This window comes from Streptomyces sp. NPDC048001 (genome assembly GCF_043203115.1).
Taxonomy (GTDB): domain Bacteria; phylum Actinomycetota; class Actinomycetes; order Streptomycetales; family Streptomycetaceae; genus Streptomyces; species Streptomyces sanyensis.
In genome coordinates this window covers 131,679-154,903 of the sequence record NZ_JBIDBN010000005.1, presented here as the reverse complement: position 1 = coordinate 154,903, position 23,225 = coordinate 131,679, and the positions used below count along the sequence as shown (strand labels likewise).

Annotated in this window: 20 protein-coding genes and 1 pseudogene; 4 read left to right on the top strand and 17 right to left on the bottom strand. The window is 71.8% G+C overall.

Going from position 1 to position 23,225, the window contains the following annotated elements; translation table 11 throughout:
* Nucleotides 1-57 precede the first annotated feature (57 nt).
* The 12 genes from ACGF15_RS11185 to ACGF15_RS11130 all read right to left on the bottom strand — a co-directional run bounded on the left by ACGF15_RS11185 (nt 58) and on the right by ACGF15_RS11130 (nt 15,247).
* A complete protein-coding gene (locus ACGF15_RS11185; RefSeq protein ID WP_392797919.1) occupies nt 58-1,059 on the bottom strand; it encodes an ABC transporter substrate-binding protein in 1,002 nt (333 codons plus the stop codon).
* Nucleotides 1,060-1,232: 173 nt separating this feature from the next.
* Nucleotides 1,233-2,216: a cysteine synthase family protein gene (locus ACGF15_RS11180; protein WP_345613922.1), complete on the bottom strand. Its 984-nt coding sequence runs from the start codon at nt 2,214-2,216 to the stop codon at nt 1,233-1,235.
* A complete protein-coding gene (hisC, locus tag ACGF15_RS11175; RefSeq protein ID WP_392797916.1) occupies nt 2,213-3,355 on the bottom strand; it encodes a histidinol-phosphate transaminase in 1,143 nt (380 codons plus the stop codon). The genes ACGF15_RS11180 and hisC overlap by 4 nt, the downstream gene beginning before the upstream one ends.
* Nucleotides 3,352-4,800: an MATE family efflux transporter gene (locus ACGF15_RS11170; RefSeq protein WP_392797913.1), complete on the bottom strand. Its 1,449-nt coding sequence runs from the start codon at nt 4,798-4,800 to the stop codon at nt 3,352-3,354. The genes hisC and ACGF15_RS11170 overlap by 4 nt, the downstream gene beginning before the upstream one ends.
* Nucleotides 4,797-5,777: an ornithine cyclodeaminase gene (locus tag ACGF15_RS11165; protein ID WP_392797910.1), complete on the bottom strand. Its 981-nt coding sequence runs from the start codon at nt 5,775-5,777 to the stop codon at nt 4,797-4,799. The genes ACGF15_RS11170 and ACGF15_RS11165 overlap by 4 nt, the downstream gene beginning before the upstream one ends.
* Nucleotides 5,778-5,824: 47 nt before the next feature.
* Nucleotides 5,825-7,222 (bottom strand): alanine racemase, encoded by a 1,398-nt coding sequence (locus ACGF15_RS11160; RefSeq protein WP_392797907.1) that lies wholly within the window; start codon nt 7,220-7,222, stop codon nt 5,825-5,827.
* 385 nt (nt 7,223-7,607) lie between these two features.
* On the bottom strand, nt 7,608-8,399 hold the full coding sequence (locus tag ACGF15_RS11155; protein ID WP_392797904.1) for an ABC transporter ATP-binding protein: 792 nt from the start codon (nt 8,397-8,399) through the stop codon (nt 7,608-7,610).
* The gene (locus tag ACGF15_RS11150) at nt 8,396-9,421 is read right to left on the bottom strand and encodes an ABC transporter ATP-binding protein (RefSeq protein WP_392797901.1); all 1,026 of its coding nucleotides are present in this window, start codon (nt 9,419-9,421) and stop codon (nt 8,396-8,398) included. The genes ACGF15_RS11155 and ACGF15_RS11150 overlap by 4 nt, the downstream gene beginning before the upstream one ends.
* Complete coding sequence (locus tag ACGF15_RS11145; protein ID WP_362605629.1) at nt 9,418-10,380, bottom strand: ABC transporter permease; 963 nt, start codon at nt 10,378-10,380, stop codon at nt 9,418-9,420. The genes ACGF15_RS11150 and ACGF15_RS11145 overlap by 4 nt, the downstream gene beginning before the upstream one ends.
* Before the next feature lie 23 nt (nt 10,381-10,403).
* A complete protein-coding gene (locus ACGF15_RS11140; RefSeq protein WP_345613914.1) occupies nt 10,404-11,369 on the bottom strand; it encodes an ABC transporter permease in 966 nt (321 codons plus the stop codon).
* Between the two features lie 15 nt (nt 11,370-11,384).
* Nucleotides 11,385-13,262: an ABC transporter substrate-binding protein gene (locus ACGF15_RS11135; RefSeq protein WP_392797897.1), complete on the bottom strand. Its 1,878-nt coding sequence runs from the start codon at nt 13,260-13,262 to the stop codon at nt 11,385-11,387.
* Nucleotides 13,263-13,279: 17 nt separating this feature from the next.
* On the bottom strand, nt 13,280-15,247 hold the full coding sequence (locus tag ACGF15_RS11130) for a S9 family peptidase (RefSeq protein ID WP_392797894.1): 1,968 nt from the start codon (nt 15,245-15,247) through the stop codon (nt 13,280-13,282).
* A gap of 119 nt (nt 15,248-15,366) precedes the next feature.
* On the opposite strand from ACGF15_RS11130, the gene ACGF15_RS11125 reads away from it, so the two are divergent.
* Both ACGF15_RS11125 and ACGF15_RS11120 read left to right on the top strand, forming a co-directional pair.
* Nucleotides 15,367-16,338: an Lrp/AsnC family transcriptional regulator gene (locus ACGF15_RS11125; protein WP_345614012.1), complete on the top strand. Its 972-nt coding sequence runs from the start codon at nt 15,367-15,369 to the stop codon at nt 16,336-16,338.
* On the top strand, nt 16,335-17,672 hold the full coding sequence (locus ACGF15_RS11120; RefSeq protein ID WP_392797891.1) for a M20/M25/M40 family metallo-hydrolase: 1,338 nt from the start codon (nt 16,335-16,337) through the stop codon (nt 17,670-17,672). The genes ACGF15_RS11125 and ACGF15_RS11120 overlap by 4 nt, the downstream gene beginning before the upstream one ends.
* 233 nt (nt 17,673-17,905) lie before the next feature.
* On the opposite strand, the pseudogene ACGF15_RS11115 reads toward ACGF15_RS11120, so the two are convergent.
* The 4 genes and pseudogenes from ACGF15_RS11115 to ACGF15_RS11100 all read right to left on the bottom strand — a co-directional run.
* Nucleotides 17,906-18,765, bottom strand: a pseudogene (locus tag ACGF15_RS11115) (DUF6223 family protein); the annotation flags it as partial.
* 157 nt (nt 18,766-18,922) lie between these two features.
* Nucleotides 18,923-19,330: a hypothetical protein gene (locus ACGF15_RS11110; protein ID WP_392797888.1), complete on the bottom strand. Its 408-nt coding sequence runs from the start codon at nt 19,328-19,330 to the stop codon at nt 18,923-18,925.
* Between the two features lie 58 nt (nt 19,331-19,388).
* The gene (locus tag ACGF15_RS11105) at nt 19,389-20,294 is read right to left on the bottom strand and encodes an RNA polymerase sigma-70 factor (protein ID WP_345613902.1); all 906 of its coding nucleotides are present in this window, start codon (nt 20,292-20,294) and stop codon (nt 19,389-19,391) included.
* A 37-nt stretch (nt 20,295-20,331) separates the two neighbouring features.
* A complete protein-coding gene (locus ACGF15_RS11100) occupies nt 20,332-21,579 on the bottom strand; it encodes an NAD(P)/FAD-dependent oxidoreductase (protein ID WP_392797885.1) in 1,248 nt (415 codons plus the stop codon).
* A gap of 266 nt (nt 21,580-21,845) precedes the next feature.
* Between ACGF15_RS11100 and ACGF15_RS11095 the strand changes: the two genes are divergently transcribed.
* Nucleotides 21,846-22,016: a hypothetical protein gene (locus tag ACGF15_RS11095; RefSeq protein WP_392797882.1), complete on the top strand. Its 171-nt coding sequence runs from the start codon at nt 21,846-21,848 to the stop codon at nt 22,014-22,016.
* 225 nt (nt 22,017-22,241) lie between these two features.
* Complete coding sequence (locus tag ACGF15_RS11090) at nt 22,242-22,454, top strand: hypothetical protein (RefSeq protein WP_392797879.1); 213 nt, start codon at nt 22,242-22,244, stop codon at nt 22,452-22,454.
* Nucleotides 22,455-22,536: 82 nt separating this feature from the next.
* Here the strand turns inward: ACGF15_RS11090 and ACGF15_RS11085 are convergent, their stop codons facing one another.
* Nucleotides 22,537-22,713, bottom strand: a complete 177-nt coding sequence (locus tag ACGF15_RS11085) for a hypothetical protein (protein ID WP_392797876.1) — start codon at nt 22,711-22,713, stop codon at nt 22,537-22,539.
* Nucleotides 22,714-23,225: the final 512 nt, after the last annotated feature.

The window sequence follows — 23,225 nt, the reverse complement described above, 5'->3', positions numbered from 1 at the left end:
GGGGCCTCGGTGCGCGCGGTGGTCTCGTGTGAACTCGTCGTCATGATGGCGGGCGGTTCACCGGAGCTTCTTCAGGCCGTCGACCAGCGCGGGAACGGTGGACGCGCTGCCGTAGCCGGGATCCATGTGACTGCCGGGGAGGGTGATGAACCTGCTGCCCTTCACTGCGGCGAGCTTGCTGGTGAGGGGGTCCTTCCTGAGCAGTTCGATCTTCTCCTCGGCGGTGTCGTCGGGTTCGCCCCGGGTCAGGTCGGCCAGGATGATGACGTCGGGGTTGCGGGCGGCGACCTCGTCCCAGCTCACCTCGGCCCACTTGGTCCTGGCGTCGGCGAAGATGTTCTCGACCCCGACGAGTTCGGAGACGTGCTGGGGCAGACCACCGGGCCCGGCGGCCCACGGGGTGCCCTCGTAGGTGGAGTAGAACCACATCACCTTCAGCGGCTCGTCCCGCTTCTCGACAGCGCCCACCGCCTTGTCGACCACGGCCTTCTGCTCGGCCGCCAGCTTCTCGCCGGCCTCGGGCACGCCCATGATCCTGCCGAGCCGGCGGTACTCCTCGAACAGCATCGCGAAGTCCGCGTCGGCCACGCTCTCGTGGTAGCTGCAGTCGAACTCGGTCAGATAGGTGGGGACGCCCAGGTCGTGGAGCTGCTCGCGCTCGCCGGACTGCTCCTTGGTGAACATGCTGGCGAAGGAGCCGTAGACGAAGTCCGGCTGGGCTTCCAGGAGCTTCTCGTGCTTGATCTCGGCCCCGGGTGCGGACAGGACCGGGATCTTCCCGTACTGCGCGGCGATCGCGGGCGGCGGCTTCTCGATCTCGTAGCCCGTGCCGGCGATCCGGTCGCCCACCCCGAGGTGGATGAGGATCTCGGCGGCGGTCTGGTTGAGCGTGACGACCTTCTCCGGCGCGGCCTTGTAGGTCACGTCGGTGCCGCAGTTCTCGAGGGTGAACGGGTAGGCCGTCGCGCTCTTCGCCGTCGCCGCCCCCTTCCCGTCGGCACCGGTGGAGGAGTTGTCGGCGCATCCCGCGATCCCGAACGCCGTCAGGGCCGCACACATTATGGAAATCGTTTTCGTTTTCATTAGTTGCAGAGTACCAGTCGTTCGAAGGGCCGGAAGAGGAGGTGCCGGTCGAGAGGGCCGACCGGAAGGGGGGATCAGGACGGCGTCCCCCGGGGGCGGTTCGACGTCCGGGGAACGGTCCCCACGCCGCCATGGGGGTGTCCGCGGCGCTACCGAAGCGTCACGGCCAGCCTGCGGACGACCTGCTCGTCGAAGAGGCCGTGGGCGGCCATCCAGTCGTCGTTGAAGACGGTGTCCAGGTACTTGTCGCCGCCGTCGCAGACCAGCACGACGATCGTGGTGCCGGGGAGCGCGGTCCGCGCCCGCTCCAGGGCCTTGTACACCACGCCGCCCGCCGAACCGCCGATCAGCACACCGTGGTTCCTCGCCAGATAGCGGCAGGTCTCGAAGGCCTCCGCGTCGCTGACCTTGATCCCCTCGTCAAGGACCGCGTAGTCGACGACGCAGCCGATCTCCGAGCCCGCCGGCGTACCCGTGCCGGACTGGTGGTAGGGCGCGCCCTCGCCGCCGAAGACGACCGAGCCCACCGGCTCGACGCCGACGACCTTCAGGTCCGGGATGCGTTCGCGGAGGAAGCGGCCGGTGCCGCAGAGCGAACCGCCGGTGCCGACGGCCCCGTACAGGAAGTCGATGTCGTCACCCAGCTCGTCGTGGAGTTCCCGGGCGAGCGGGCGGTAGCCGTTGGGGTTGCCCTCGTTGCGGTGCTGGGCGGTCCAGTACGCACCGTGTTCGGCGGCGAGACGCTCCGCCGTGGTGTCGCGTTCGGCGGTGGCGAGACCCTCCCCGTCCCCGGCGACGTTGAGGATGTCGGCACCGTAGGCGAGCATGCCGCGCAGCTTGTCCGTGCTGGAGTGGTTGTCCACCACGGCGGTGAACTTGTAGCCGCGTTCGGCGGCGACGAGCGCGAGGCCGAGCCCGGTGTTGCCGGAGGTGGACTCGACCAGCCACCCGCCGGGGGCCAGGAGCCCGGCCTCCTCCGCCTCGTCGACCATGTTCCGGGCCATCCGGATCTTGGCGGTCCCGGTGGGGTTGAACTGCTCCAGCTTCAGCAGCACGGTCGCTCCGCCCTCCGCGACGGGCAGCTTCAGCAGCGGCGTCCGCCCGATCAGGTCGGAGATCCTGGTCGCAATCACGGCTTGTCCTTCGCGCAGATCGCGGTCAGACACCGTACGAAGACGTCGTTGTCCCCGGGGGTCGACAGCGAGGCTCGGATATAGGTCTCGTATCCCGGCTCGCGCCACGCCTTGACGATGATCCCGGCGCGGTGCAGCTCCCGGGCGACATGGTCGGCGGGCCGGCCGGTGTCGATGAAGAGGAAGTTGGTCGAGGACGGGACCACGCGCAGTCCCGCCGCACGCAGCCGCTCGGAGACTCTGGTGATCTCCAGGGCGGTGCGGCGGACCGTGTCCGCCAGGTGCGTGTGGTCGCCCAGCGCGGCGATCGCGGCCTCCTGGGCCGGGTGGTTCACGTTGTACGGGGTACGGACCCGGTCCAGGGCCTGGACCAGGGCCGGGTCGGAGGCGATGCCGTACCCGACGCGGACGCCCGCCAGGCCGTAGGCCTTGGAGAAGGTGCGCAGCACGATCCACGGCCGGTCGAGACCCCGCAGGGCCCCGAGGCCGTCGGGGTAGCCGGGGCGGGACCGGGCGAACTCGCCGTACGCCTCGTCGAGCACCAGCAGGGCCGACTCGGGCAGAGCCGCCACCACCCGTTCCAGCTCATCGGCGGTGAGCATCGCGCCGGTGGGGTTGCACGGGTTGGCGAGGAAGACGAGCTTGGGCCGTGCCGCGAGCGCGTCGTGCCAGGCCCCGGCGTCGAACCCGAACTCGGCCGTGACCCGGACCTTGTGGACCCGGGCACCCATGACACGGGGGAAGGTCTCGTGCAGGCTGAACCCGGGGGCCTGGGTGACCACCAGGTCACCGGGGTCGAGCACGGCCTGGCACAGCAGCCCGAGGATGTTCTCCGAGCCGTTGCCGAGCACCACCCGGTCGGGCGGCACGTCCAGGCTCTTCCCGAGGGCCTCCGCCAGCCGTCGCCCGGAGGGGTCGGGGTAGCGGGAGACACCGTCGGCCAGCGCCTTCCGGACGGCTTCGCCGACCACCGGTGAGATGCCGTACGGGCTCTCGTTGTTGGAGAGCTTGATGACGCGGCCGGAGCCGCTGAGGGCCGCCACGTCCGCCGGGTCGGCGCCGGGGTCGTACGGGGGCAGTCCCGCCACCTCCCTGCGTACCAGGGACGCGGAAGGGGTCGGCGTGAGGACGGGGTTCATGAGCGCTCCGGTTCCGTGACGGGGGCGCCGGACGTCTCCCGGTGCAGGCGGGCGACGCGGCGCAGGAAGGCGGCCAGCAGGAGGGCGGCGGTGGCGGCGAGGCCGACGGTCTGCCCGGTCCAGACGCCCTCGACGCCCCAGCCGGCCGTGATCCCGAGCAGGCAGCCCGCGGGAAGGCCGATCAGCCAGTAGCCGACGAGGGAGATGCGGAAGGGACCGGCGGTGTCGCCGATACCGCGCAGGATGCCGTTGCCGATGTTCTGGGTCGCGTCGAAGACCTGCATGAGGGCGGCGATCAGCAGTCCGGTCACGGTCAGCGCGATGATGTCCGCGTTGCCGGCATGCTCGGCGGAGATGAACAGGGACACGATCGTCTCCGGTGCCACCAGGTACACGACGGCGACCAGCAGCGTCGCGACCACGCCCCAGGCGGTGCCGAGAAGCCCCATCCCCCGGGCTTCCCGGTAGTCGTCGCGGCCGTCGGCCTCGCTGATGAGGATGGACGCCGCGTGGGAGAGGCCGGCGCTGATCATGAAGACGATGTAGACGATCTGGTTCAGCACCGTCTGCGCGGCCAGCGCCTCCACGCCCAGGGAGCCGATGACCAGGGTGAGCACGCTGAAGAACCCGGCCTCCGAGGCGTAGGTCCCGGAGATCGGCAGGCCGAGGCGCCAGACGGAGCGGACCGCCTCCCCGTTCCAGCGCCGCGCATGGGGCGAGGTGAGGTACGGGCGGAGGGTGCTGTCACGCAGGACGACCGCGACGAACGCCAGGAAGGACAGCAGGAACACGGTGACGGTGGCGATCGCGACGCCGACGAAGCCGAAGGCGGGCAGCCCGAACGCGCCGTAGATCAGGACGTAGTTGAGGCCGATGGTCACGCCGACCGATGCCAGGGTGATGGTCAGCAGCGGGCCGGGGCGCTTGAGGCCGGTGGTGAAGTGCCGCAGGTTCTGGAACCACAGGCAGGGCAGCATGCCCGGCGCCAGGACCGTCAGGAACTCGCCCGCCTTGTCGACCACGGTCGGGTCCTGGCCCAGCAGGACGAGCAGCGGGCCGATCAGCAGCAGCGCCGCGCAGAAGACCGCACCGCAGACGGTGGCCCAGAAGAAGCCCGCGAACAGCAGTGCGCCGACGCGTTCCCCGTCGTCCCGCACGCGCGCCTCGGCCACCAGGTTGCTGACCCCGGTCACCAGGCCCGTCCCCGTGGTGCGCAGCTGGTTGAACAGCGCGATGGCCAGACCGGCGGCGGCGATCTCGACCGCTCCGAGCCTGCCGAGCATGACGATGTCGACCGTGGTCAGCGCGACATGGGCGAAGTTGGTGAGGATCAGCGGGAACGCCAGCCCGAGCAGGGCACGGGAGTTCCCGACCCACCAGGCGGCGCCGGTGGTCCGCGCGGGGCTCGCAGGGGGTGCGGAGGTGGTTTCGGTTTCGGTACTCACCAGAAGTCGACCTTCTCCCCGCGCCCGGCCGCCAGGGCGAGGTCGGCCATGTACCGGCCGAGCGCGGCGTCGGTGACCGCCATTCCGCTGTTGTAGGCGAAGACCACGTCGTCCGGCCGCCGCCGGGCGGGTGCCAGGCCGAGCAGGATGTCGGGGAGCTGAGCGTCGACGTGCGGCAGCCCGCCCTCCGCGTCCCGCAGGTCGTCGCAGGTGGCATGCATCTGGGCGGTGTCCGTGGCGATCCGGTAGTCCGCGCCGTGGCAGACGTCGGCGTGCACGCCGTACCCGAGGAGCACGGCGACCGAGCCCGGCTTCATCCAGTCGCGCCGGACCTCCTCCGTGACGGACAGGCCGGCGGCTCCGACCACGATGTCCGCCTCTTGGGCGGCCTCCCGCAGATCCTTGACGATCCCGACCTCGCGGCCCTCGACGGCCTCCTGTACGGCACGCAGCCCCTCGGGGTACGTGCCGAACACCTGCAGGCGCTCCAACTCGGGCATCGCCGCGACCAGCATCGGCAGCGCCGCCTGCCCCTGGACCCCGGTGCCGACGACGAGCGCGGTCCGCGCGTCCGGGCACGCGGCACGGGCGAACAGGGCGGTGGTGGCCGAGGACCGCAGGGGCCCGAGCTTCACCACGTCCATCAGCGCGACGGGCGCCCCGGTGGTGTCGTCCACGAGGAAGACGAACGAGTGGAACCGGTAGCCGTTCCTCGTCCGCCTCGGGTCGAACTCGTAGACGGCCTTGAAGCAGACGGTGCCGCTGCCGGCGTCCCGCGCCACCATCGAGTAGCTGAGCGAACGGTGGTCGGGATCGTCGATGATCGTCTTGACCGGGTTGTTCGAGCCGCCTTCCCGCAGCGCGCGGTAGGCCTGCTCGACGACCGCGATCACCTGCCGGTGGTCGAGGTCCAGCGCTTCCTGCTGCGCCTGTGGCAGCAGCCACAACTGCCCGGGCGGGGCATAGCTCGGGGACATGGGGGTCTTCTCCTTCGAGGGGGGTGGGATCGAATCGGTGCGCGGTCTCAACGGATGCCGTCGAGTCGCCAGCGCGGGACGGTCCCCTCGCCACCCGGCCGGAGGACGACCTTCGACGGCAGGGGAGCGTCATGGAACGGGGACTCGTTGGAATCCATCTGGTAGCCGGCGGTGTTGAGGTAGACCAGGTGGTCACCGCGCCGCACGGGCCGCGGGAAGCCGATCTTGCGCCAGGTCACCATGTCGCTCTCCAGGCAGGTCGAGCCCGCGACACACGCCGGGAACAGCGCGTCGCCGACCGGCTGTGCGGACATCAGCAGCGGATCGGGGAGGTAGTCGCTGTTGAACCACTGCTCGGAGAGGCTGAAGCTGCTGCCGTCGACGGTGACGACCGCGTACCCGTCGGACTCCCGCCGGTCGTCGACCTGTTGTACGCGGAACAGGGTGAACCCCGCCTGGTCGAGCAGGGCCCGGCCGGGCTCGACGACGAACCGGATGCCGTGGCGTCCCGCCTTCACGGCCAGGCTCTCGCCACCGCCGACCGGGTGGGCCATGATCGCGCGGACCGCCTGGCCGGCGGACGGGCCACCGTACGGGTAGAAGTCCGTGAAGGACCTGGCCGCGTGATAGTGGGTCGCGTCGTTCTGTGCGAGGAACTCGTTCCACAGCTGCGGCTCGACATAGCGGACCGGCAACCCGCCGCCGATGTCGACCAGTCCGGCGTCGGTCGCGCCCTGCCGCCGGGCGTCGAGGCAGTACTCGACCATCTCGTCCGCCGCGTCGGCGCGTTCCGCGCTCGCGTAGCCGTTGAGGTGGAAGGAGAAGCCCCGGAGGCTGATGTGGCCCGCACCGTCGGCGCACAGGGCGACGGCGGCCCCCCGCTCCGCGGCGGACATGCCGAAGCGGCTTCCCGGCTGGCCGGCCGTACGGGACCGGAGAAGCACCCCGGCCCGCCCGCCCGCGAGCCGGGCGGTGGCGGCGAGCCGGCGGAGTTCGCTGAGCGAGTCGACGGCGACCAGGCAGCCGTGCTGGACGGCGAGGGAGTGCAGTGCGTCGCCCTTCTCGGGGCCGGAGATGCCGATCCGGTGTCCGGGCACGCCGCCGGCCAGCGCCTTGACCAGCTCGGGAGCGCTGGCGACATCGACGCCCACACCGAGGGCCGCAGCCGAACCGACATAGCAGTCGGCCTTGTTCGCCTTCTTGGCGTACAGGATGTCGGCGTCGGCCCCCGCATCGGCGAACGCCTGGCGAAGCCTGCCCACGTTCTCCTCGAACACGTCGGGCAGCACGACGTGCAGAGGGGACCCCAGGCCGTCCAGGAGTTCGGTCAGCAGGCCGCGGTGGTCCGCCAGGAGCGTGGAGACGAGGGGATGCCGAAGTGCGGTGAGGGCGAAGGGCCGGACGGCGGCCGTCGGGCGCTCCAGCACGTGTCGAGAGATGAGCACTCCGCACTTCTATACGATTATGACACTCATTTTCAATAGAGATTCGGAGGGTGGCCCCGGCATCACATGACAGACGAGGGCAATTCGACACCCCCCGTGGGAAGTTCGGCTGTCTGCCGCCGTCCCGTGCGGCGGTGGGCGGCGCATCACGCGGGGGGCAGGCCGCTCCCGGAAGGCGTGGACTCCAGCGCCGCGCGGCCCCGCACGCGCGGCGTGAGAAGCGCCACAGCCACCCGTCGGCCCGGGCGCGGGGCACGGCCGTCCCGCCCCGCCCCGGGAATCCGGGCCGCCACCGGACCGGCCCCTGCCTGCCGCCCCGGACTCCCGGTGGGCCCGCGGCCGGCGACCCGGGGCCGGGAACGGTACGGCCGGCGTGCCGCCGGCGTCACCTCCGTACCGGGGGCACGGGCGCCGCCGCGAGGAGTTCCCGGGTGTAGGGGTGCCGGGGGGAGCCGAGGACCTGCTCCGTGGCCCCGTACTCGGCCACCGAGCCCTGGTGGAGGACGGCGACCCGGTCGCACAGCGCCCAGGCGAGACCGACGTCGTGGGTGATGAACAGCAGGCTGATTCCCTCGGTCCGGCGGAGTTCGGCGAGCAGGCCCAGCACCTGGGAGCGGACGGAGACGTCGAGCGCGGAGACCGGCTCGTCGCAGATGAGTGCGCGCGGTCCGAGGACCACGGCCGCGGCGATCACGACGCGCTGGCGCTGGCCGCCCGAGAGTTCGTGGGGGTAGCGGTGCCAGTAGCGCTCCGCCGGCGCCAGTCCGCAGCGTTCCATCGCGGTGACGGCGAGGGTGACGCGTTCCTCCTCCGAGGCGCCCAGGCCGTGGATGTCCAGCCCCTCCATGACCTGGGAGCCGACGGTGCGGCGCGGGTTGAGCGACTGGTAGGGGTCCTGGAAGACCATCTGGACCTGCCGCCGGAAGGTCCGGTCCCGTCGGCCGGTCAGCTCCTCGCCGCCGAACAGCACGGTGCCGTGGCTGGGCTCCCGCAGGCCCGTCAGCGTGCGCCCGAGGGTCGACTTGCCGCTGCCGGAGGCCCCGACGAGGCCGAGTACCTCTCCCCCGATCCAGCTGAGGTCCACCTCGCGCAGCGCGTGGACGGGGGCCTCACGGCGGCCTCGGCCGGGGTAGGTCACGCCGAGGCCCCGGGTCTCGAAGAGCGGGTGGTCGGTCATCGTGCGGGCTCCGGTGTCGAGGTGGCGGGCCAGGGCAGCAGGTGGCAGCGGGCGGTTCGGGTGCCGTCGGGTGCCGTGCGCCCCGTCGGTGGCGAGGTGCGGCAGAGGTCGTAGACGCGGTCGCACCGGGGGGCGAAGGAGCAGCCGGGTTCGGGCGCGGCCGGGTCGGGCGGGGAGCCGGGGATCGGGGGCGGTAGCTCGCGGGGTCCGCCCACCGCCGGGAAGGAGGCCAGCAGCCTCTGGGTGTAGGGGTGCCGGGGATCGCGGTACACCTCGTCCACGGAGCCCGTCTCGACGATGCGCCCGGCGTACATCACCGCGATCCGGTCGCAGGTCTCGGCGAGGACGGACAGGTCGTGGGTGATCAGCAGCACCGAGAGGCCCAGCTCGCGGCGGAGTTCGTCCAGCAGGTCGAGGATCTGCCGCTGGGTGATGACATCCAGTGCGGTGGTCGGTTCGTCACCGATGATCAGGTCGGGATCGCAGGCGAGCGCGAGGGCGATCATGAGGCGCTGGCGCTGGCCGCCGGAGAACTCGTGCGGGTAGGCGCGGGCCCGCCGCGGGTCCAGGCGCACCTGCTCGAAGAGCGTGCCGACCCGGGTGTCGGCCGCCGTACGGTCCAGTTCGGGCCGGTGCAGACGGATCGCCTCGCGTATCTGGTCACCGACGCGCATCACCGGGTCCAGGGCGTTCATGGCGCCCTGGAACGCCATGGAGATGCGACGCCACCGCACCGCGCGCATGCCGCGGCCGGACAGGGTGTGCAGGGGGCGCGGCCCCTGCTCGGTGTCGAGGTACATCTCGCCGCCCGTGCGTACGAGTCCGTCGGGCAGGAGCCCGAGCAGGGCCAGCGCCGTCGTGGTCTTTCCGCAGCCCGACTCGCCGGCCAGGCCGAGGGCCTCGCCCCGGCGGAGGTCGAAGCTCACCCCGTCGACGAGCCTGGCGGCCGGACGGCCGCGGCGGGCGACGGTGAGTTCGCGGACCGACAGCAGGGGGCGGTCCACGGGGTCGGGCACGGTCATCGCTGCTCCCTGGTGCGTGGGTCGACGCGGCTTTCGACGGCGTGGCCGAGCAGGGAGAACCCCAGCACGACCAGAGTGATGCACAGGCCCGGGGCGAGGAAGTACCCCCAGGCTCCGCTGCCCATGGCCCCCGCGTCCTGGGCCGACTGGAGCATCCCGCCCCAGGAGAGGCGGTCGGGGTCGCCGAGGCCGAGGTAGGACAGCGTCGACTCGGTGAGCACCGCCAGCGCCACGTAGATGACGGCGTTGGCCAGGACCAGGGGCATGACGTTCGGCAGGATCTGGGTACGGATCACCCGCCACCGGCCGGCGCCGAGCACCACGGAGCGCTCCACGAAGGCCCGGCCCCGCAGCGACATGACCTCCGCGCGGACGATGCGCGAGGTCCCCGCCCAGCCGAAGAGCCCGATGACCAGGATCAGCACGCTGGTGCGGCCCAGCGGGAGGTCGGCGGCCCGGTTTCCCAGGAGGCTCGCGGCCAGCACCGTCACGGGGATCATCGGCAGGACGAGGAACCAGTCGTTGAGGACGTTCAGCACACGGTCGGTCCAGCCGCCGAAGTAGCCGGAGGCGACGCCCACCGCGGTACCGATCACCGAGGAGACCAGGGCGGCGGTGAAGCCGACGAGCATGGTGTCCTGGGCGCCGAGGAGGAGCTGGGAGAGCAGGTCGCGGCCGTTCTCGTCGGTTCCGAGCCAGTGCGAGCCGCTCGGCCGGGCGAGGATGTCGGTGGAGAAGGAGCCCGCGGCCCTGGGGTCCTGCGGGGCGAGCCAGGGCGCGAGGACCGCGACCGCGGCGAAGAAGACCAGCAGGCCCGCGCCCACGGCGCCGCGGCGGTCCCGCAGCAGGTCCCGGACGGCTGCGACGGCCCGTGCGCGGCGTCCGCCGCGGGTGTGCGCGAGGATGCTGCGCGCCACCGCCGGGGCGCCCTCGTCGGCCATGGGTGCGGTCGGGTTCACGGTTCCCTCCGTGGTGGGCGCCATCAGTTCCGGATCCTGGGGTCGAGCCTGCCGTAGAGCAGATCGGTGGCCAGGTTCATGAGGATGACCAGGGCGGACGAGAGGAGGAACAGTCCCTGGAGCATCGGGTAGTCCTTGCCGTGGATGGCCTCCATGGTCAGCTGTCCGATCCCCGGCCAGGAGAACAGCGCTTCCACGGTGATGGCGCCGCCGAGGACGAAGCCCAGGTTGAGACCGATGACGGTGACCACGGGAAGCATGGCGTTGCGGACGATGTGCCGGTTGCGGACCGCGCGGGGGGTGAGGCCGATGGCCCGGGCGGTCAGGACGTAGTCCTCCCGCATGGTGTCGACCACGGCACTGCGCATGTTGACGGCGTACTGGGCGAGCAGGCCGATGGTGAGCGTGGTGACGGGCAGCACGGCGTGCCGGGCGACGTCCGCGGCGTGGGCCCAGCCGGTGGCCGTGGAGCCGGGGGTGGCGGCGAGGCCGGTGGGCAGGAGTGGCCACCACTGGGCGAAGACGGCGATCAGGACCATGCCGAGCCAGAAGCTCGGCATCGAGTAGAGCACGACCGAGCCCTGGGTGAGCAGGGTGTCCCGGGTGCGTCCGCGCTTCCACGCGGCGAGCAGGCCGATCCACGGACCGAGCAGGGAGGCCAGGACGGTGGACACGCCGACCACGATCAGGGTGTTGGGGAGGGCCTGGAGGAGTTCGGCGCCGACCGGGCGGTTGGTGACGAAGGACGTGCCGAGGTCACCGCCGAGGGTGTCCTGGAGGTACCGGACGAACTGCACCCACTGGCTCTGGTCCAGTCCCCGTTCCCTGATGAGCGCCGTCTGCGCGGCCTCCGTGAGGTGGGGGTTGCGGGCCAGGTCGTGCCGGGGGTCGCCCATGGCGCGGAAGATGACGAAGTTGAGCACCAGGACAAAGGCGAGCGTGCCGAGGGCGGTGCCCAGGCGGGCGGCGGTACGGCGGAGTGTGCGCATGGTCGGGTCTCCGTCCTACTCGTCGGTCCAGTCGCGGACCGCGGCGGGGCGGGCGCCGCTCCGGCGTCCGATCCCGTAGCCCGCGCCGGCGGTGAGGAGGGCGACCGCCAGCCATGCGGGTGTGCTGAGGAGGCCGCCCGGGGAGGCGGTGGCCGCGGTGGTCCCGGGCTCCGGTCCCGGGCGGAGCCCGGTGAGCTGGCCCCAGTTGGTGCCGAAGGGGGATCCGGCGCCGGTAGCGGGCGAGGGCTGGTAGCCGTGCCAGGTGTCGTCGCGGGTGAGGACGACGGCGGCGGCGTACACGGTGGGGATGTACGGCAGGTCGGTGAGGGCGATGCGCTGGGCCTCCCGCATGGCCGCGGTGCGGCGGGAGAGGTCCACGGTGTGCAGGGCGGTGAGCGAGGCGCGGTCGTAGGCGGGGTTGGAGTAGTAGGTGTCGGACCAGGAGTTACCGGTGCGCAGCACCTCCAGGTTGAGGTCGGGGGTGGCGACGTCGCCGCTCCAGGCCCAGTAGAAGGCGTCGAAGCTGGGGGCGTAGGTGCCGGTGCGGGCGCCCGGGTTGTAGATGGTGTTGTTGAGCGCGTCCTCGGTGACGACGCTCATGTGGATGGTGATGCCGATCTCGGCGGCCCAGGCCCTGATGCGCCGGACGGAGTTCTGGTCCTGGGTGGAGGTCGAGCGGACCATCAGCTCGAACTCGGCCCTGACTCCGCCCTTGACGCAGGGGCCCTCGGTGCCGCAGGTCCAGCCGCCGTCCTCGAGGATGGCGCGGGCCTTGGCGGGGTCGTAGGCGTAGCCGATCTCGGGGTCCTCGGCGAAGCTGTGGTAGTACGCCGTGTAGTAGGGGGAGATCAGACCGTCCGCCGGCTTGTTCTGCCCGGCGTGGAGGGTGCGCGAGAGGTTGTCGCGGTCGATGCCCCAGGCCAGGGCGCGGCGGATGGCGGGGTCCTGGACGACCTTGGTCCTGACGTTCTCGGCGGGCCCGGTGCAGGCCCCGGCGCCGCCGGGGGGACAGGAGTTGAAGGCGATCTCGGAGAAGCCGGGGGCGGGGGCGCTCCAGACGGTGATGCCGGACTCGGTCCGGAGTCTGGACACCCAGGTGGCGTCTCCGTCGGCGACCATGTCCAGGCTGCCCAGCTTGATGTCGCGGAGGGCCGCTTCACCGGCCTGGTAGTGCACGAACAGGACGCGCTGCATCGGCGGCCGTTCTCCGCGGAAGCGCGGGTTCGCCTCCAGGACGGTGGTGCCGCCCTTCTTGTAGGAGACGAGCCGGAAGGGCGCGGTGGTCACCGCGGGCATCGGAATCGGCGCCTTGTCGAGCGACTCCACCGGCCGGGAGGCGAAGACGTGCCGGGGCAGGATCGGGATGAAGACGGATTCGAGCCGTGCGTCCGCCTTGTCGAGCCGCATGACCACGGTGCGGGCGTCCGGGGCGGTGACCTCCTCGATGTTGGTGACATAGCCGCCGAGGACGTTGGTCTCGTTGGTGAGCGCGGCCTCGTAGGTCCACTTCACATCCGCGCTCGTGAAGGGCCTCCCGTCCGACCAGGTGATGTCGGGGTGGAGCGTGAACGTCCAGGTGCGGCCGTCGGGGGAGGTCTCGTAGGCGCTCGCCAGCGACCTGTCCAGGTCCGGCCGGCCGTCCTCGGTGCGGTAGTTGAGGAGCAGGTCGTAGCCGAGCTGGCTCACCGAGTTCGAGATCGCGTTCTGCTGCCCGAAGGGGTTGACGCTGTCGATCGGCTGGGAGTGCCCGATCCGGTAGTCCCCGCCTGCGGCCTCGGCCGTCGACGGGGAAGGGCCGGCAGCGGCCGCGGGCGCTGCGGCCGCCGTGGTGAGGACGAGCCCCAGGACGAGCGGTACGAACCGTCGTGCGCGGTTCCTGATCCACCGGTTCATGGCGGTGCGGGCCTCTCTCACTTGCTGTCCAGGGGAAGGTGGGTGCGGAACCAGTCGAGGACCCGGCGGTGCCGGTCGAGACGGCGGTCGAACCGGCCGCCGCCCTGGTAGAGGTGACTGGACTCCGGATACAGCACATAGCGGACGGTGCGCCGCAGGCTCCGCAGGGCCAGGAACAGCTGCTCGTTGTCCGAGGCCGGGCAGCGCAGGTCGTCCTCGGCCTGGAGCATGAGCAGCGGGGTGCGGATCCCTGCGGCCAGGCGCAGGGGGGACGCCTCCCAGAGCCGGGCCGCGCCCTTGTCGGTGAGGGGGTCCCCCATGCCGGACTCCGCGGCGTACGCGGGGCCGATGTCGCAGTTCGCCCAGGCGGAGAGCTGGTTGCTCACCCCGTTCTCGGCCACGGCGGCGGCGAACCGGTCGCTGGTGGCGACCAGCCACTGGGTGAGGAACCCCCCGTAGGAGAGACCGCAGACGCCGAGGCGTCCGGCGTCGGCCCGCCCCGTGGCCTGCAGGTGGTCGACGACCGCGTGCACGTCCTCGGCGTCGGCCCGTCCCCAGGCCCCGTGCAGCCCGTCGACCCAGGCGCTGCCCCGGTCCGTGGAGCCGCGCGGGTTGGGCAGTGCCACGCGGTAGCCGGTGGAGGCGAGCAGCAGGGCCTCGATGTTCGGGAGCGGACCCCACTGCCCGGTGGGCCCGCCGTGCAGGGAGACCACGGTCGGCAACGGGGTGGCCGGACCGGCTCCGGGCGGGTGCAGCAGGTACACGGTGATCGGCCCGGCGGGGCCCGGTGCCTCGGTCCGCTCCACCGTGGGAAGCGCCAGCCCCCGGAGCCACCGGGAGCCGGTGCTCGTGAGGCGGCGGGGAGGGCGGTCGTTCCCGAGGGCGTGGACCTCGGGGCCGGCCACGGCTCCGGACGGCACGAGGACGGCGGCGGTGAGGCCACCGTGGCGGGCCAGGGAGGCCACCGTGACCCCGGAGGGTGCGAGGGGGCGGCCGTCGAGCAGATCGTAGGGCCGCACCTCGCCGTCGTGGGCGACGGCGGTGACCTCGGCGCAGTCGTCCGGTTCGGTCCACCAGTCGTGGAGGTCGCTCTCGCCGCCCAGGGCTCCGACCCACCGGTTCGCGCACTGCGGCAGCAGCCGCTCGCACGCGCCGGAGACGGGGTCGACGTGGAACGCCTGCGGGGGATCGGCGTCCCTCGGCTCTGCCGCCTCCCTGCCGACGACGGTCAGCGTGCCGTCCGCCCGGACGTGGTGGCGGACGACGCCGCCCGTGAGCCCGGTGACCGGACGGATGCCGTGCGCGGTCAGCGCGTGGACCTGCGGACGGGGGGCGAGGTCCGCGTCCGGCCCGGTGGCCGCGAGAACGTACACCGTCCCGTCGGGGCCGACGCGCGGCCGGTCGTGGGAGACCGGGCCCGAGGTGAGCCGCCGCACGGTGCCGTCCAGGGACACCCGGTGCACATGCCGCCGTCGCAGCACCAGCCCCTCGCCGTCCAGCCGCCAGCCGGCCCGGTCCAGAACCCGGCAGGTGGGCTGCCCGTCGCCTCCCTCGGTCCCGCCGTCCCAGCACTCCTCGGGCGCGCGTTCGTCCTCGGCGAGAACGGCCAGCCAGTCGCCGCCCGGCCCCCAGTCGAGGTCGCGGGCGCCGTGCGGGAAGGCCGCCAGCCCGCTGGCCTCGCCACCGGCCGGATCCATCACGAAGGGCTGTCCGTCACGGAGGAACGCCAGCCGGCTGCCGTCGGGCGAGAACCGGGGAAGGGTGTCGCACCAGGCGCCGTCGGTGAGCGGTCGCTCCTCGCCACCGGCGTGGGGCACCGCCCACAGCCCCGTGCGGTCCCGCCCGTCGACGACCACCCGGCGGGTGAACACCACCAGCCCGCCGCCCCCGCAACCCGCCGTCGCATGCACCGCGAGCCGGCCGATCGCCACCTGGCCGTGCAGGAGCTCGGGACCGAAGAAACGATTCGGCGCGCTGGGCATCATCCGGGGACTCCTTCGTCCGGCTCATCCGGTGGGGTGGCGCACAGCCTGCCAGGGCATCGATTTTCAGACAAGAGGTCTCTTGAGAATTGTCGTATCGGGCATCTATCGTTCTGGCTGTGATGGATTCAGACAGCCTCGATGACCTTGATCGGCGGATCGTCGCCGCGCTCCAGATCAACCCCCGCATCCCCTACGGGGCCCTCGCCGGTGCCCTCGGCGAGGTGGAACGTACGGTCTCGCGCCGCGTCCAGCGGCTCATCGACACCAAGGCGCTCCGTCTCACCGCCTTCGTCGACGAACTCCGGACCGGGCTCGGGCAGGCAGTCAACATCCGGGTCCAGGTCGAACCCGGCAGCGCCGACCAGGTCGCGGAAGCGCTGTCGCTGCGCGGTGACACGCGCTGGGTGGCCGTCGTCACCGGAGACGCGGACATCTCGTGCGAGCTGGTGGCCGACGGACGCGCGGCTCTGCACAAGGTCGTCGCCGAGGAACTTCCGGGCATCCCCGGAATCCGCAGCACACGCAGCTACCCGGTCCTGCGCCACATCAAGCCCACCACCGCGTGGCATGCGGACCGCCTCACCCCCGAAGAGGCCGCCCAGGTGGCGTCCACCACCACCGCCCCCGGGCAGCGGCGCCCGCCGGTCGACCTCCAGCCGACCGATCAGACCCTGATCGGACTGCTCGTCGAGAACGCGCGGTACGGCTGGGTCGAACTGGCCGAGCACCTCGGGGTGGTCCCGGCGACCGCCCGCCGCTGGACGGAGCGGCTGCTGGCCGGTGGCGCGGTGGCCCTGCGCGCGGAGATCGAACCCGAACTCCTGGGATACGCGGTCGAGGCCGAGCTGTGGATGGAGACCGCCCCCTCCGCGATCGAGCCCGTCACCGCGGCCCTGGCGGGCCATCCCGCGGTCCGCTACTGCGGCGTGGTGGCGAGCGGCCAGGCGGTGAACATCCATGTCGTGCTCCCCGCGATGGAGGACCTCTTCGACTTCCAGGTGAACGTCCTGGGCCGGCTCCCCGGGCTGGTGCGCAACGAGGCCACCCTCGTCACCCGGGCCCACAAGCGCGGATTCGTGGTGAAGACGTGAACGCCGCCACCCAGGACACCGTCACCCGGGACGCCGTCACCAAGGACGCCCTCACGCTCCTCACCGACCTGCTGCGGATCGACACCTCCAACCCCGGCGACGGGAGCGGCCCGGGAGAACGCCGCGCGGCCGAGTACATCGCCGAGAAGCTCTGCGACGCCGGCCTCGAACCGGTGTACCTGGAATCCGAGCGGCTGCGGGGGAACGTGGTCGTACGCCTTCCGGGCCGGGACCCGGCGCTGCCCGGCCTCCTGGTCCACGGCCACCTCGACGTCGTCCCCGCAGACGCCTCCGAGTGGACCCTTCCCCCCTTCGCGGGGGAACACCGCGACGGCGCGGTCTGGGGACGCGGCGCCGTCGACATGAAGGACATGGACGCCATGATGCTGGCCCTCGCCCGCTCCTGGGCCGCCACGGACCGGCGCCCCCGCCGGGACCTGGTGTTCGCGTGGATGGCCGACGAGGAGGCGGGAAGCGCCCTGGGCTCGCGCTACCTGGTCGAACACCACCGCGACCTCTTCGACGGCTGCGCCGAAGCCATCAGCGAGGTCGGCGGGTTCTCCGTCGACACAGGCGCCGAGCACCGTCTGTACCTCATCGAAACCGCCCAGAAGGGCCTGCACTGGCTGCGGCTCACCGCCGAGGGCAGACCGGGCCACGGCTCGATGCTGCACACCGACAGCGCCGTGGCCGAACTCGCGGGGGCGGTCGCCAGGATCGCGGCACACCGCTGGCCGCTGGTCCTGACCCCCACCACACGGCACTTCCTGACCGAGGCCGCCGACGCCTTCGGGGTGCCCTTCGACCCGGACCGTCCGGACCCCTCCCAGGTCCTCGACTGCCTCGGACCGCTCGCCCGCTTCGTCGGCGCGTCTTTCCACCACACCGCCAACCCCACACGGCTGACCGCCGGATACAAGACCAACGTGGTGCCGGGAAGCGCCACGGCCGAGATCGACGGCCGGTTCCTGCCCGGGCTGGAGGACCAGTTCCTCCGATCACTCACCGAGCTCGCCGGCCCGAAGGTGCGGTGGGAGACCATCGAGCGCGACGCCGCCGTCTCCTCGCCGTTCGAGGCACCGCTCGTCTCCGCCATGACACAAGCCCTGCTCGACCACGACCCCCGTGCGAGAACCGTCCCCTACTGCCTCTCGGCCGGCACCGACAACATGTCGTTCGCCTCGATGGGCATCACCGGCTACGGATTCGTCCCCCGGCAACTGCCCCCGGACCTGGACTTCGCCGCACTCTTCCACGGCGTGGACGAACGGGTGCCGGAAGCCTCGGTCGCCTTCGGCCTGCGCGTCCTCGACGACCTGCTCACCCGGTACTGAACGGGCGGAGACGCTGGCTCTCCGGCCGTGCCTCGCGAACGATGGGGAACCCTTCGCAGCCGGTTCGAGGACCGCCACGCACTCCACGTGGTGCGTCGTCGGAAAGGATGTCGGCCTGCGCGTGTCTCGGAAGGGGCCGGCTCAGAGGTCGTTCTTCGGCTCGCGGTACCGCGTGGTGGCGCCCGGGGCGTCGAACGAGGGTCATGACCAGCAGTGAGCGTTTTCCGCGTTGCCTTCTCCATGGTGAGGACGGCTTTGGCGATGACGGTCACGCGGTTGGGGCTCATGCGGAGTCTGCGGCCGATCTGCCAGGATTTCAGCCGTGCCATGGTGCGCTCGACCGGGTCGCCTGGGTGCGCTCGACCGGGTCGCCTGCCTGGGCGAGTGCCCGGTTGACGGTGCGCTGGGTCATGGTGGGTTTCCCGCCGAGTGGCCGTTCGAGTCCGGTGGTGACCCAGGAGCCGGCGCCGTGGAGGCGCGGTCGGCGGGGATGGGGACCCCCTGGCGTTCTCAGATCCGGATGATGCGGTGGGCGCGGGCTGCGGTCAGGTCGTGGGGCGGCCCGGCAGCGCTGGCAAGATCCACAGCAGGTTTCCGTCCGGGTCGGTGACGCACCGGAGGTTCACTCCGTCTCGGCGGTGCTTCAGTCGGCGCGGCTGTCGCCCACGCAGCGGATCTGGTGGGAACGGATGCGGGCCAGCCAGCCGAGGATGACAGCGATCAGGCCCAGGAGCACGGCGACGTAGGCTCCGCCGAGTCCGTTGCCGGTGCCGAGACCACCCTTGGCTGTGGCGGCGACCGTCCCGCCGACGGCTGCGGCGATCAGGCCCGTCACGAGGGCGGTCACCGGTCCGTTCCGTCTGGCCCAGGCGGCGGCGCGACCCTTGCCGGTGGTGCGTGTCAGGGCTATGCCTCCGCATACCGAGCCGATCAGGCCGGTCAACGCGGAGAGAGAGGCTCCGATCCGGCCGACGCTCAGGGTGAAGACGTCGGCGGCGACCGGCGTGGCCGACGCGGCGGCAGCGGGTCCGGCCAGCGCGAGAGCGGCGATCAGGACCGCGGTGGCAGCGGAGAGTGAAAAGCGAGTGGGCATGGCGTGATGCGTCCCTTCGGGGATTGTCTGAGCGGACCGGTCGTCGCGCGGGCGACGCCGGCGGTGGCGATGCGATGCCGGGCTGGGGCAGCCGACCGAGCGGCGTGCAGGTCGTGCCCGCCCGACGAGTTCGCCGCAGGCCCCGTCTCCTCGGCGGCTACGAGCCGGTGGCCGGGCGCAGCGTCGAGCCGGAGGAGAGCGCGCGGACGAGGGCGAGGACGCTGAGGGCGCACATCAGCACGCCCAGGGGGACGTGCAGCGATGCCACGTGGGCGACGCCCAGCGCGACCTGTGCGGAGGCGAGCACGAGGAAGCCGGTCGAGTACAGCACGGGGCGGGGGGATCCGCCGCCGGGGCGCCAGGCCAGGACCGTGGCGAGCACGTACAGCATGGCGGCCCCGTACATCACCTTCGATCCGTAGTCGTGCAGCGTGTAGGCGCGGGACGAGGTCAGCAGCAGGCCGGCGGTGGACGCCTGGAAGAACAGGGCCAGGGTCTGCAGGGCTGCCGCGGTCCTGAGGAAGGTGTCGCCGCGGGCCGTGGTGGTGGTCGCCTGTCGGGGCATGGCGCGGTCTTTCCTTTCGTCATGTGCTGCGGTCGGCGAGGCGCCGGGGTCTCCGGTCCTATGACAGGGCCTGGCGGGTGAGCGGGGTCTCGGAGTCGAGGCGGGCGAGCTTTTCGGGGTTGCGGACGAAGTAGAGGCCGGCGATGCGGGTGTTCTCGACACGGACGGCCATGACGCCGTCGAGTACGCCGTCCAGGTAGGCGGCGAGCGCGGGGCTGCCGTTGACGACGGTGGGTTCCCACGTGACGGTGGCCTGGAGTTTGGCGGTGCCACCGAGGTAGAAGCGGACGATCTTCTCGGCGCCGACGACCGGGTGCAGCGCCGCCTTCTTCAGGCCGCCCCCGTCGCTGAGCAGCACGACGTCGGGGGCGAGGACGTCGAGGAGGTCCTGCGGGTTGCCGGTCTCGATGGCGCGCCGGAACGACTCCAGGGCTGCCTGGGCCTCGCCGGCCGATGCCGTGGTGCGGGGGCGGCGGGCTCCGACGTGCTTGCGGGCGCGGTGCGCGATCTGGCGGACCGCGTCGGGGCTCTTGTCGACGGCCTGTGCGATCTCGTCGTAGCCGACCTCGAAGACCTCGCGCAGCACGAACACCGCCCGCTCGGTGGGAGCGAGGGTTTCCATGACGAGCATCATCGCCATCGACATGCTCTCGGCGAGTTCAACGTCCTCGGTCACGTCCGGTGTGGTGATCAGCGGCTCGGGCAGCCACTGGCCGACGTAGGCCTCGCGGCGTCGCTTCACGGTGCGCAGCCGGTTGAGTGCCTGCCGCGTCGAGATCCGCACGAGGTAGGCCCGCGGGTCGCTCACCCGCCCGAGGTCTACGGTGGCCCAGCGCAGCCAGGTCTCCTGGAGGACGTCCTCGGCGTCGGCCGCCGAGCCGAGCATCTCGTAGGCGACGGTGAACAGCAGGTTCCGGTGGGCGATGAACGCCTGCGTCGCCAGGGCGGTGGTGTCGTCGGTCATCTCAGGGCCTCACTTGTGGCTTGTAGGGCGGGACGTTTCAGCCACGGGCGGCTTCTCCGTTTCCTGCCGGTCGGGCCGCCGTCTGGTCGTTCGATTCCGGCAACCCGGTCAGGCGCTGCTGTCGGGTGGGGAGGCCGAAGGTGGGGTGGGATGTGGTCCACAGCGACATGGCGAGGATGCCGGCCTTGATCCGCGCGGCTTTGCGGCCGCCCAGGTACTTGGGCTTGGCCTGGGCGTCGTGGTCGACCATCTGCAGGATGCCGTCACACCGCCCGAGGCTGATGTGGTTGCCCACGTACTCCAGCCCGGTCTGCTTGACCTTGCCGCCGGTCAGGCGGGCCACGATCGCGGCCGTCGCCTGTCGGCCGGTGTAGCCGGCCGAGGCGCAGGACATGGGAAGGGGAAGGCCGTTGTCACCGAGGGCGTGGGCGCTGTCGCCGACGGCGTACACGTTCGGGTGCGACACCGAGCGCATGGTGCGGTCCACGACGATCCGGCCGTCGTCGGTCACCTCTAGGCCGGCGGCGCCGGCGATCGGGGCGACCGCGAACCCGGCCGTCCACACGGTCGCGTCGGAGGGCAGGACGGTGCCGTCCGCGCAGAGCACCCGCGTCGCTTCGACGCCTTCCACGCCGGCGTGCTCCAGGACGGTGATGCCGAACCGGTCGCAGGCCCGTCGCAGGTGGTCGCGGGCTCCGGCGGAGAGCGGAGTGGCCAACGCGCCGCGGGCGATCAGTGTCACCGACAGGCCCGGCCGGGACTCGGCGATCTCGGTGGCGGTCTCGATCCCGGTCAGCCCGTCGCCGACGACGACCACCTTCCCGCCCTCGCCCCGCGCCTCCAGACCGTCCAGGCGGTCACGCAGCCGCAGCGCGGAGGGCCGGGCGGCGACGTCGAAGGCGTGCTCCGCGGCACCGGGGACGCCATGGTCGGCGCCGTGACTGCCCAGCGCGTAGACGAGCGTGTCGTAGCCGACCTCACCGCCACCGTCGGTGCCGGCCACGAGGGCGACACGCTGGGCGGGGTCGATGTCGGTGACCCGGCCCAGGCGGAGCCGGATCCCGGTCCCCGCGAAGACGTCGGCGAGCTGAGGGGCCTCGATCTCCTGGCCGGCCGCGAGCTGGTGCAGCCGCAGCCGCTGCACGAAGTCCGGCTCGGCGTTCACCACGGTGATCTCGGCATCCGACGGTGCCAGGCGCCGCGCCAGGGTCCCGGCGACGTAGGCCCCGGCGTAACCGGCGCCGAGAACCACGACGTGGTGCTTCGTGCCGTTCCTGTCAGGCATGGCTTCCTCCTCAGCATTCAGGCGATCGGACACAAGACACCGGACCACCACCCCCTGTGACAGAAGGGACCCGGATCACTTCTCGGAGGGCATGGCGGGGGCCGGAGAGCGAGGGCCGCGTCGGCCGGACCCCGGCCGCCTCAGGGGCGTCGACCGGTTCTCGCGCTCAGGGCCGTCCGCACGGAGAGGCCCACTGCAGGGCCCTGGCGAACGTGCTGGGCCAGGCCGGAGCGTCCGCCCTCGCGCACGGCGTCCAACCTCACGGCATGAAGATCGGCTGGAGGGCGGAGTACCTCTGCCTCGTGGGCGGCCGTCGCTCCGGGTTCTTTGACCCGGACATCATGCGACGGGACGGCTTTCCGCTGGAGCGGAGGCTGACCGAGACGGACCTCCGGGAGGCGGAGGAGGAGCTCGGGATCACGTTTCCGTCCGAGTAGCGCAAGCACCTCCTGCGGCGGGGAAACCCCGAAAGGGGGTTCAACCGGCTGTGGCGCGGCCCCCGGGGCCGGGGCTGGTACGGCGACACCCACACCAACCACGACCTGCTCACCCAACCCTTCCCGCACCCCGACTCCTACCGCGCCGCCGACGACGACCTCGACGAGCGCGAGCCGCCCCGCGAGGACACGGAGGCCTGGGAGGCGTGGGACGACGAGTGCGGGGTGCTGGAGGAAAGGAAGACGGCCGGCGCGGTGTACATCCAGGAGGGCGGCTGCGACTTCTCCACTCTCCTCGTTGTCACGGGCCCTCACCGCGGCGAGATGTGGTTCGACGGCCGTGCCACCTGCGACCAGATCCTCCCCCTGAGGTGGGCCGGTCGACCCGTGTTCTTCGCGGAGTGGGTCGAGCGGGGCATGAGCCTGATCCCGTGGTGAACCGAGAGGCTTACTGAGTCCGTCTACGGCGACGCCCCCCGGCCGCGGCCGCGGCCGACGAAACAACGCCACAACCTTGCCCTCACCGAGAAGGCAAGCGGAGCGCATGACCACCGATGACGCCCGCGGCGACTTGGAGATCATTTAGGGGACGGCCCTTAACCGAGGCCAGATCGCGCAAGAGGTCACGCTTCGCGGCGAAGCCGCCGAACGCAGAGGTCTCGACGAGATCGAAGCAGCCCGTCAGAAGCGCATCCACTGGGAAGCCGCCATCATGAAGCGCGCGTCCAGTACGCCGAGGCATATCGCGTCAGGCACTTCGAGGCACAGGAAGCCGCATGGCGCCACGCCAACCGACTCGCGGAGTACGTGAGCGCCGTACGCACCCGGGTCGAGACCATGCCCCCAGGCCAGACCAGGACCGAAGCCGAAACATGGATCGACTGGGCGGCAGCACGCGTGGAGCATCTGAACCCGCTGAACACACCGCCCCGGCTGCCCGACATCCCCGAACCACGAGCCGACGATCTCAGGCCCTTTCTCGGGCACTGGAGCCCGTGCGGCCCCTGACACAGCACGGACCGGACACCCCACCCAGTGTCACGGAACGTCATTAGCGAGAAGCCGATGGGGCAGGGGGAGCCAACAGCTCGGCAGCCAATGCCCCAGCCACTTCAGGGTGCCTCCGACCACACAGCTGAGGACTCCATCCGGCGGTCACCAATCACGCATGACGACCCACCAGAAACCGCGCCATCCGTGCGTCAAACG